The organism is Micromonospora sp. NPDC049366 (assembly GCF_044466625.1).
In the GTDB taxonomy this organism is placed as follows: Bacteria; Actinomycetota; Actinomycetes; order Mycobacteriales; family Micromonosporaceae; genus Micromonospora.
The window spans coordinates 214783-224778 of record NZ_JBITMV010000013.1; the positions used below are offsets into that span (position 1 = coordinate 214783).

Here is a 9996-nt window from a genome sequence, read left to right on the forward strand (position 1 = left end):
GACGATGTGCTCACGCCTCGACCCACTCGTCGAGGTCGACCAGGCGACCGCCGTCGGCGAGGCTCCGCGAGGCCGCCTCCAGGACGGCGATGACCCGCAGGCCGGCCCGCCCGTCGGTCAGCGCGGGCGTGCCGGTGCGGATCGAGCGGGCGTACTCCTCGACCATCGTGCGCAGCGCCTCCCGTTCGGTCAGCGCCGGCGCGACCATGTCACCCGAGCGGTAGGAGACGAGCATGTCGCGGCGCTGCTCGTCGCCGAGCTCGTCGGCCGACGCCACGTCCACTCCCCGGTCGAAGATGGACAGCCGCTGGCTCGGGTTGAGGTCGTCCCAGACCAGGGTGCGCTTCGACCCGCCGATGATCGTGGTGCGGATCTTCACCGGTGAGAGCCAGTTGACGTGGATGTGCGCGATGGCCCCGGTGTTGAGGTGCAGCGTCAGGTAGGCGACGCAGGCCCGACCGGCGCCGATCCGGTCCGCGCCGTGCGCGGCCACGGACACCGGCGCCACCCCCGGCGGCAGGATGAAGTCCAGGATGGACAGGTCGTGCGGCGCCAGGTCCCACATCACGTCGATGTCGCGCTGCACCAGCCCCAGATTGATGCGTACGGAGTCCAGGAACTGCAGCTCACCCAGGTCGCCGCCGTGCAGCAGCTCCCGGATGCGCAGCACCGCCGGTGTGTAGCAGTAGGTGTGGTCGCACATCAGCGACAGCCCTCGCTGGTCCGCCTCGGCGACCAGCGCCCGTCCCTGCGCGAAGCTGGCCGCGAGCGGCTTCTCCACGAGCACGTGCTTGCCCGCCCGCAGCGCCGCCGTGGCGACCTCCAGGTGGGTGCCGGCCGGGGTGGCCACGGCCACCGCCCGCACCGCTTCGTCGGCCAGCACGCTGGCGAGGTCGTCGGTGGCCCGGACCGTCGAGTAGTCGCCGAGCACCCGACGGGCGCGCCCGACGTCGAGGTCGCAGAGCGCGCGCAGTCGGAACTCAGGGGAGGCCTGGAAGTTGCGGACGAGGTTCGGGCCCCAGTAGCCGGCCCCGACGACGGCCACGCCGATCGGCTCGTCGGCGGCAACGTGCGGTGCGTTCACGGACATCCGTTTCGCTCGAGGGGACAGGACGCGTACGCGGAGGGGGGTCAGCGAGTGGGCGCGTCCGTCCGGCAAGCTATCCAGAGCGTCGTCGGCAACGCCAGAGCACAGACGGAAATCCGCCGGTGCCGCCGGGGTCAATGGGTCCCTTCGGTTCGTCCGCCCTCCTCGGACGGCCGGTTCCCGGTGCTGCGTCGGCTAGGTGACATCGGCTGTGTCGCCGAGCGTCTACCGTTGCGACCCCCCACCGCCGCCCCGCGCACCGGAAGGAACCACAGATGACCGACCCCGAGCACCGGGCACCCCGCGACGACGTGCGGATCGCCGCGACGGCCGACGTGGACGACCGGGCCGTCGTCGGCGCCGGCACCCGGATCTGGCACCTCGCCCAGGTGCGCGAGGACGCCACGGTGGGTCGCGACTGTGTGATCGGCCGGGGCGCGTACGTGGGGCCCGGCGTCCAGGTCGGCGACAACGTCAAGCTGCAGAACCACGCGCTGGTGTACGAGCCGGCGCGGCTGGCCGACGGCGTGTTCGTCGGGCCGGCCGCGGTGCTCACCAACGACGAGTACCCGCGCGCGGTGACCCCGCAGGGGCGGCTCAAGAACGGCGACGACTGGACGGCGGTCGGCGTGGTGGTCGGGGAGGGCGCGTCGATCGGGGCGCGGGCGGTGTGCGTGGCGCCGGTCACGGTCGGCCGGTGGGCGCTGGTCGCGGCGGGCGCCGTGGTCACCCGGGACGTGCCGGACTTCGCGCTCGTGGTCGGCGTGCCCGCTCGGCGGATCGGCTGGGTGGGCCGGGCGGGCGAGCCGCTGGTCGCCAAGGGCGACGGCCGGCACGTCTGCCCGCGCACCGGCGCCGAGTACCGCGAGGACGGGGGACGGCTGACCGAGGTCACGGCCGCGGGCTGATCCGCCGCGCACCCCGTACGCTCGGGGAATGAACTGGCTGGAACTCCTCGGCTGGGTCGGCTCCGCGGTGCTGGTCTGGTCGCTGTTGCAGACCCGCATCCTCCGTCTGCGCGCCCTGAACCTGCTCGGGTGTCTGATCCTGATCGGCTACAACGCCGCGGTGCACGTCTGGCCGATGGTGGGGCTGAACGTGGTCCTCGCCGTGATCAACGTCTGGTACCTGCGCCGGATGCTCACCACCCGGCACGACGAGGCCACCTACCAGGTGGTCGAGGTCGGCGTCCGCGACCAGTTCCTGGCGCACACCCTGCGGGTGCACGCCGCCGACATCGCCCGCTTCAACCCGGGCTTCCGCTGGCCCGCCGATGAGCGCCCGGCCGGCGGTTCGCCCGAGCCCGCGTCGCCCGCCGAGGGGTCGGGCGACCGGTCGGCCTTCCTCGTGGTCCGCGACGACGAGGTGGTCGGGGTGGTGCTCGCCCACGCGGAGGCGCACGGTGTCGCCCAGGTCGACCTGGACTACGTGACCCGACGGTTCCGCGACTTCACCCCCGGCGAGTTCGTCTACCGCCGCAGTCGCCTCTTCACCGACCGGGGCTTCCGCCGCGTGGTCAGCCCGCCCGGCATGGTCGCCCCCTACTACCACCGGCTCGGCTTCCGACAGGAGGGCGACGCGTACGTGCTCGACCTGCCGCAGCCCCGGGTCGCCGCGGCGGCCTGATCCGCGTCGCACCCCGACGGGGGACACGAGGATTCACCGGGCCGTCGGCTGGGCACAGATGGGCGTACGCCGGCCGGGGCCTCCGTCCGGCGGCACCGGCGCCGTCGGTGCGGTCGGGTGAGGGAGAGAGCCGGGCGTGCAGAGCTACTGGGGCCAACTGGCACTGGTCGGAGTCCTGGTCATCCTCAACGCGGCGTTCGCCGGCAGCGAGATGGCGCTGGTCTCGCTGCGGGACAGCCAGGTGCAGCGGTTGGAGCGCACCAGCCGGGCCGGTCGGGTGCTGGCCCGCCTCGCGCAGGACCCCAACCGGTTCCTCGCCACCATCCAGATCGGCATCACCCTCGCCGGCTTCCTCGCCTCCGCCGCCGCGGCGGTGTCGCTGGCCAAGCCGCTGGTGCCGCTGCTCGGCGCGCTCGGCGGCGCCGCCGAACCGGTCGCCATCGTGGCGGTCACCCTGGTGCTGACGTTCGTCACCCTGGTCTTCGGCGAGCTGGCCCCGAAACGCATCGCGATGCAGGCCCCCGAGCGGTGGGCCCTGCTGGTGGCCCGCCCGCTGGACGTGCTCGCCGGCCTCACCCGTCCCGCGGTCTGGGCGCTCGGCGCCACCAGCGACCTGGTCGTACGCCTGGTCGGGCTGGACCCGAGCCCGCAGCGCGACGAGATCAGCCCGGACGAGCTGCGGGACATCGTGGCCGGCAACCACGGCTTCACCAAGGAGCAGCAGACGATCATCGCGGGTGCCGTGGAGATCGCCGACCGGCGGCTGCGGGCCGTGCTGGTGCCCCGGTTGCAGGTCTTCTGCCTGGACAGCGGCACGACCGCCGAGGCCGCCCGGCTGGTGCTGGCCGCGACCGGGCACTCCCGGGCGCCGGTCGTCCGCCACGGTGGGCTCGACGACGCCGTCGGCGTCATCCACCTGCGGGACCTGGTCGGCGTGCCGGACGACCGCCCGGTCGACGAGTGCGCCCGCCCGCCGATGCTGCTGCCCGACTCGCTGCCCGTGGTCGACGCGCTGCGCCAGTTCAAGGCCGAGCGGCAGCACATCGCGCTGGTGGTCGACGAGCGCGGCGCGGTCGACGGCATCGTCACCCTGGAGGACATCCTCGAGGAGATCGTCGGGGAGATCTACGACGAGACCGACCGGGACGTGCGCGCGGTGCGGACCGACCCGGACGGCGCGCTGCGGCTGCCCGGCACCTTCCCGGTGCACGACCTGCCCGACGTCGGTGTCGAGCTGCCCGGCCGTCCCGCCGGCGACTACACCACCGTCGCCGGCCTCCTGCTCGCCTGCCTGGGGCACATCCCCACGGTGACCGGCGAGGACGTGACCGTCGACGGCTGGCGGTTGGAGGTCGCCCGGATCGACCACCGGGCCATCACCGAGGTCCGGCTGCACCGACTCCCGGCACCGGCCGCCGCGGAGGGCGGGCCGGCCCCCGACGAGAGTGAACCGGCCCCGGCCGCCCCGCGCTGACGGCTCACAACCGGGGGAAGCCCGGCACCGGGGGATCCAGGCGGACCTGGTCGACCGGGATCGGCCGGGTGCTGCGGGCCAGCCGCCGCGCCACCAGCCGGATCGCCCACGGCCCGGAGGGGTGACGTTCCGGTCCGATCAGCCGGTCGCTGACCCGGCCGTACCAGTGGCCGTCCACCACGAGGTCGGTGAGGCGCAGCCGGCCGTCGGGGAAGCCGCCGCGCACCACCAGGTCCACCACCCGACCGAGCCGCCGGCCCCGCAGGTCGTACGCGGTGCGCCCCAGCAGCTCACCCGCCCGCACGGCCGGCCCCCGGTATCCGCTCGATCAGGTTGCGCCGCAACCACTCCTCCACCGGCGACGGGGGCAGCTCGTCGGCGCGGGCACGCAGCCGCACGGCGCTGTCCACCCGCTCGACCAGCTCGAACGGGATCCGCACCGCGGCCAGCGGCCGGTCGGTGACGAACCGCTCGGCCGCCAGGACCAGCAGGCGACCCAGCCGACCCCCGACCCGGTCACCGAGCGCGCCCGGCCCGACCAGCAACGTCCGCACGTACGGCACCCCGTCGTCGTCCAGGCCGAACTCGACGTCGTCGACCTTGCCGACCAGCCTCCCCTCGACGTCGACGAGCTGCCGGTCCAGCAGCTGCCGGCTCACCTGGAACCTCACTGGCCCATCCTCGTGGTGATCGCCAGGGGGATCGCGGCGAGCGACGCCGCGACGATCAGCAGCAGGAAGACGGCCCCGAGCAGGTTGAGCAGTCGCCCGTTGACCCGGTCGCCCAGGTAGGTCCGGTCGTTCGCGACGATCAGGATGGGCAGGTACGTCAGCGGCAGCGTGACCGCGCTGACGATCAGCATGTACTCGGTGAGCGTCACCGGGTCCACCGCGGTGAGCAGCACCAGCACCCCCAGCAGGATGCTCACCAGCAGGACCGTGTGGAACCGGGCCGCCTCGCGGGGGCGGACCCGCTTGCCCCACTGCCACCCGAAGTACTGCGCGGCGGCGTACGCGGCGGAGAGCCCCGTCTCCAGCGCGGCGCCGAAGGTCACCGCGAAGAACGCCAGCGCCGCGACCGCCAGACCGACCGCGCCGAACGCCAGCGCCGCCGGCTGCGCGACCTGGTCGAGCCGGTCCAGCGTCACCCCGGTCGGGTGGAAGACGACCGCCGCGGTGGCGACCAGCGACAGCGCGAGGAAACCGCCGACCGGGAAGCCGACCAGCACGCTGAGGCGGGCGTCGGCCAGGTCGGCGGCGCTCCACCGCTCCTCGACCCCGCCGGAGGAGAAGAAGACCACCTCGTACGGGCTGACGGTCGACGCGAACAGCGCCACCGCGACGAACCAGTAGGCACCCCAGCCGAACCCGTCCGCCGTCGGGTGCACCGCGCTCGCGGCCAGGCCGGCCCAGTCGGTGGGCAGGGCGAACAGGGCGACCGCGAACACCACCAGGGCCAGCCCGGTCAGCCCCCACACCCGCTCCATCAGCGGGAACCGCATCCGCCAGAGCACCAGCCACACCGCGAACCCGGCGACCGGCACCCAGACGAGGTACGGCAGGCCGGAGGCGAGCCGCAGCGCGAGCGCCACACCGCCGAGCTCGGCCGCCAGGGTGAGCACGGTGACCAGGTACGACGCGAGCAGGTTGACCAGCGCCACTCGCGCCCCGAGCCGCTCCCGGACCAGGTCGAACACCGCCCGCCCGCTCACCGCCGCGATCCGTCCGGCCATCTCCGCGTACGCGCAGATGCCGATCACGCCGGCGAGCAGCACCCAGGCGTGTCCCATGCCGAAGCGCGCGCCGGCCTGGCTCGCCGCCACCAGGTCGCCGATGTCCACGAAACCGCCGATGGCGGAGAGGACGCCGAGCGTCGCGGCGAGGAGCTTCCTCACGTCGGGTCGGCGGCGGGCGGTGTCATCGAGGCGACGATAACCGGGCAGAAGCCCCCGGTTATCGCAAACCGGTCAGCGGGCGCCGGCGGTCCTACCCGCCGGAGGAGAGGTTCTGCAACCGCACCTGGCCACGGGCGACCAGGCGCTCCTGCGCGTCGGTGATCACCACCTGCCAGAGCTGCTGGCTGCGGCCGCGGTGCACCGGCGTGCCGACCGCCGTCAGCTCGCCGTCGCGGACGGCCCGCAGGAAGTCGGTCTGGTTGGCGACGCCGACCACCGTGCCCCGGTCACCCAGCCAGATCGAGGCCCCGACACTGGCCGCCGTCTCCACCACCGAGCAGTAGACGCCGCCGTGCTGGATGCCGAACGGTTGGTGCAGCTCCGGACGCACCGCCCACCGGATGACCACCCGGTCGGCGGTCGCCTCGTCGATCCTCAGCCCGAGCAGGGCCACGAAACCCGCGGTCAGATCCGGCTCTTCCACGCGTACGCCTCCTCGATCAGGTTCCGGTCAGGCTAGTGCGGTGTCCACTAACGTTCACCGGGTTTGCGGTGGTGTTGTGGATCCTCGCCTTGTGGGGCGAGCGACTCCTCACCGGGTGGTGGGGCGGGCCTCCGCGGGCCATCTGATCCTCGCGCCGCCCGGGGGTGGGCGGCGGGGGTCACGTCGGGACTGGCCGGCGCCGGGGAGGTGCCGGCCGGCTCGACGGTGCGTGATCACCCCGGGCAGCACGGTTGTGGTGGGGGTGGTGGGTCCGCCGCCCGGGGTGCGGGTGGCGATCATGGCCGCCGCGACGAGGTCACGGTGCCCGGTGTACGTGCAGTGTGGGCAGGTGAGGGTGCGCCCACGTGGTTTCGGTATCCGCCGCTGGCAGGCGGGGCAGGTGGATGAGGTGCCGCGTTCGTCGACGAGGTGGACGGTGATGCCGGCGAGGGTGGCCTTGTCAGTGAGGACCTGGATGAGCCGGCCGATCTGCCATTGCCGCAGCCGTAGGTTGTGCCGTCGTCCGGCCGGGATGTCGAGCACGCTACGGGGGTCGCCGACGTGCAGCACCCCTACCCGCTGCTGTTGGGCCCACGATATGACGGTGCGGGCTGCCTCGTGCTGGGCTTGGCGGACGCGCCGCCGATGCCGGCCCTCCACCAGCCGGGCGCGGCGGCGGTAGCGGCGCCACCGCCGTGACCCCCGCTGCCCCGGCTTCGGCGCCCGGTGGGCCACCGCCCGGCGGCGGGCCTTGGTGTCGGCCAGGTGCATCCGATGCTCAGCACGGATCGCCCGCCCGGACACCAACAACCCCGCCCCATCGGGGGCGGCCACCGCGTAGGGGTGAATGATTCCGAGGTCCACCCCGGCGACACGTCCCGGGTCCGGCTCTTCACCGGGCGGGTAGACGGTCACCGGAACTTCGGCGGTGACGTCGAGGAACAGCCGTCCACCCTCACACAGCAGGGTGACCGACCTGACCTGCTCCACCGGATACGGCAGATCCCGGCCGAGCCGCACCCACAACGGGGCGCTGCCACGCGCGGTCGGGATCCGCACCCGCCGCCCGTCAACCGTGAACGTGCCGTGATACCAACGCACCGGCACCAACCCACGACGACGACGCGGAAACCCCGCCGACACCTCACCCGTCTGACGGCGTTTCACCGCGGCGAACCACGCGTCGGAGAACCGGCGTAACACCGACCGGGCACCCGTGCTGTCCAGTTCGCCGAACGTCCCCGGCCCCGACACGGCCAACTCCCGGCACAACTCCTGATAGCCGGCCAACGGCGCATCCCGGCGGCGCCGCCGCCACGCGTTGACCTCCAACACGCACGCCCACACATCACCAGCCGACCGCAGCAGACCGAAACACCGCCGCCGCTGACCCGCCGTCACCCGCAACCCCACCCGAGCCGTGCGATACACGACCCGCGGCGCAGCAGAATCCCGACGGCGAGGCACAAACCACACCCCACACCACCCGTACGACAATTCCCCGACCAACACCAACTCGGCGAACGTTTCTGGCCACCGCACTAGCCCTTCGCCAAACCCGGTACGGCCCGGCGCCCTCGATGGGGGACAATCGGTGACCGTGAGCGACAGCAGCCTCCCGCCGCCCGGGCGGGACTCCCTGACCGATGACCTGCTCTGGCGGGGCCTGATCCAGGACTCGACCGACACCGACGAGCTGCGCCGGCTGCTCGACGGCGGTGGGGCGGCCTTCTATGTGGGCTTCGACCCGACCGCGCCCAGCCTGCACGTCGGGCACCTCGTGCAGGTGCTGACCGCGCGTCGTCTCCAGCTCGCGGGTCACCGGCCGCTGCTGCTGGTCGGCGGGGCCACCGGCCAGATCGGCGACCCGAAGGAGAGCGCCGAGCGCACGCTCAACCCGCCCGAGGTGGTCGCCGGCTGGGTCGAGCGCATCCGCGAGCAGCTCTCGCCCTTCGTCTCGTACACCGGGGAGAACGCCGCCCAACTGGTCAACAACCTGGACTGGACCGGCGAGATGTCGGTGGTCGAGTTCCTCCGCGACGTCGGCAAGCACTTCCCGGTGAACAAGATGCTGGCGCGCGAGGTGGTGAAGGCGCGGCTGGAGACGGGCATCAGCTTCACCGAGTTCAGCTACCAGCTGCTCCAGGCGAACGACTTCTTCGAGCTGCACCGTCGGCACGGCTGCCAGCTGCAGTTCGGCGGCTCCGACCAGTGGGGCAACATCACCGCGGGCGTCGACTACATCCGCCGGCGCGGCGCCGGCCCGGTGCAGGCGTTCACCACACCGCTCGTCACCCGCTCCGACGGCACGAAGTTCGGCAAGACCGAGGGCGGCTCGGTCTGGCTCGACCCCACGATGACCAGCCCCTACGCGTTCTACCAGTTCTGGGTCAACGTGGACGACCGCGACGTCGACCGCTACCTGCGCTTCTTCAGCTTCCGTTCCCGGGAGGAGTTGGAGGAGCTGGCGAAGGCGACCGCCGAGCGGCCGCAGGCGCGGCTCGCGCAGCGGGCGCTCGCGGAGGAGCTGACCACGCTGGTGCACGGCGAGCGTGAGATGGCCCAGGCGGTCGCCGCCAGCCAGGCGCTCTTCGGTCGGGGTTCGCTGGAGGACCTCACCCTGGCCACCCTGCGGGCCGCGCTCACCGAGGCGGGTCTGGTGCAGCTCGACGAGCTGCCCGACGTGGCCGGGCTGCTGCGGGACTCGGGCCTGGTGCCGAGCATGAAGGAGGGGCGCCGGGTGATCGCCGAGGGCGGCGCGTACGTCAACAACAACCGGGTCACCGAGGTCGACGCGACGGTCACGGAGAGCGACCTCCTGCACGACCGTTACCTGGTGCTGCGCCGCGGCAAGCGGTCGTTCGCCGGGGTTGAGCTGCGGCGATAGTCGTACGTCGACGATGTGACGCGGGACGCGCCCAGCGGATTTGACGACCAATCCGCTGGGCGCGTAACTTTCTCTCTGCCAGCGCGGAACGGACGAAAGAGGCGAAAGCCCCGGAGGCCGGAGCGCAGGACCGGGCGGTGCCCCGGATTCGCCGCGAGGCGGATTTGGTGCGGCGAAACCGACCGGGTAAGGTTTACGACCGGCAGGGCACCGGGCGAGCTCGCGGGAGACCGCAGCGGCCGGCCTGCCGGAACCCGTGACGAGAACGGCGAAAGCCGGTTGAGTCATGGTGCCCGCGAAAAGGGTGGAAGCATGGCAAACCGCGACAGAGCGATTTGACAAGGCAGAAACCAGCGGGTAACGTAGTAAAAGTGCCCGGCGCGAGAGCGGCGGACATGGTGGGACGAAATGCCCCGGACGGGGGTCCTCCTGGTGGAGGGTTTCCGGATGGTGTGTGGTTGTTCTTTGAGAACTCAACAGGGTGCTTGATAAGCCAGTGCCAAATTGATTTATACCCCGGACTGGTCGGGCTTTTGTCTGGCTG

The 9996-nt window shown here is 72.5% G+C and carries 10 protein-coding genes; 4 read left to right on the plus strand and 6 right to left on the minus strand.

Annotated elements, in window-relative coordinates:
• Positions 1–10 precede the first annotated feature (10 nt).
• Positions 11–1084 (minus strand): Gfo/Idh/MocA family protein, encoded by a 1074-nt coding sequence (locus tag ACIBTV_RS20005; protein WP_396706858.1) that lies wholly within the window; start codon positions 1082–1084, stop codon positions 11–13.
• Positions 1085–1362: 278 nt separating this feature from the next.
• On the opposite strand from ACIBTV_RS20005, the gene ACIBTV_RS20010 reads away from it, so the two are divergent.
• From ACIBTV_RS20010 to ACIBTV_RS20020, 3 genes are all read left to right on the plus strand, one after another.
• Positions 1363–1995 (plus strand): DapH/DapD/GlmU-related protein, encoded by a 633-nt coding sequence (locus tag ACIBTV_RS20010; protein WP_396706860.1) that lies wholly within the window; start codon positions 1363–1365, stop codon positions 1993–1995.
• 28 nt (positions 1996–2023) lie between these two features.
• Positions 2024–2713, plus strand: coding sequence for a hypothetical protein (locus ACIBTV_RS20015; RefSeq protein ID WP_396706862.1), 690 nt, complete (start codon positions 2024–2026; stop codon positions 2711–2713).
• Between the two features lie 136 nt (positions 2714–2849).
• Positions 2850–4187: a hemolysin family protein gene (locus ACIBTV_RS20020; protein ID WP_396706863.1), complete on the plus strand. Its 1338-nt coding sequence runs from the start codon at positions 2850–2852 to the stop codon at positions 4185–4187.
• 4 nt (positions 4188–4191) lie between these two features.
• Here the strand turns inward: ACIBTV_RS20020 and ACIBTV_RS20025 are convergent, their stop codons facing one another.
• From ACIBTV_RS20025 to ACIBTV_RS20045, 5 genes are all read right to left on the minus strand, one after another.
• Positions 4192–4491 (minus strand): PRC-barrel domain-containing protein, encoded by a 300-nt coding sequence (locus ACIBTV_RS20025; RefSeq protein WP_396706865.1) that lies wholly within the window; start codon positions 4489–4491, stop codon positions 4192–4194.
• Positions 4478–4858: a hypothetical protein gene (locus tag ACIBTV_RS20030; protein ID WP_396706867.1), complete on the minus strand. Its 381-nt coding sequence runs from the start codon at positions 4856–4858 to the stop codon at positions 4478–4480. The genes ACIBTV_RS20025 and ACIBTV_RS20030 overlap by 14 nt, the downstream gene beginning before the upstream one ends.
• Positions 4855–6081: an NRAMP family divalent metal transporter gene (locus ACIBTV_RS20035; protein WP_396706869.1), complete on the minus strand. Its 1227-nt coding sequence runs from the start codon at positions 6079–6081 to the stop codon at positions 4855–4857. The genes ACIBTV_RS20030 and ACIBTV_RS20035 overlap by 4 nt, the downstream gene beginning before the upstream one ends.
• Positions 6082–6172: 91 nt before the next feature.
• A complete protein-coding gene (locus ACIBTV_RS20040) occupies positions 6173–6565 on the minus strand; it encodes a PaaI family thioesterase (RefSeq protein ID WP_396706871.1) in 393 nt (130 codons plus the stop codon).
• A gap of 108 nt (positions 6566–6673) precedes the next feature.
• Positions 6674–8254 (minus strand): RNA-guided endonuclease InsQ/TnpB family protein, encoded by a 1581-nt coding sequence (locus ACIBTV_RS20045; protein ID WP_396706873.1) that lies wholly within the window; start codon positions 8252–8254, stop codon positions 6674–6676.
• Between ACIBTV_RS20045 and tyrS the strand changes: the two genes are divergently transcribed.
• Entirely contained in the window at positions 8166–9452 is a 1287-nt protein-coding gene (gene tyrS / locus ACIBTV_RS20050; protein WP_396706875.1) for a tyrosine--tRNA ligase, read from the plus strand. The genes ACIBTV_RS20045 and tyrS overlap by 89 nt on opposite strands.
• The last annotated feature ends 544 nt before the right edge of the window (positions 9453–9996 follow it).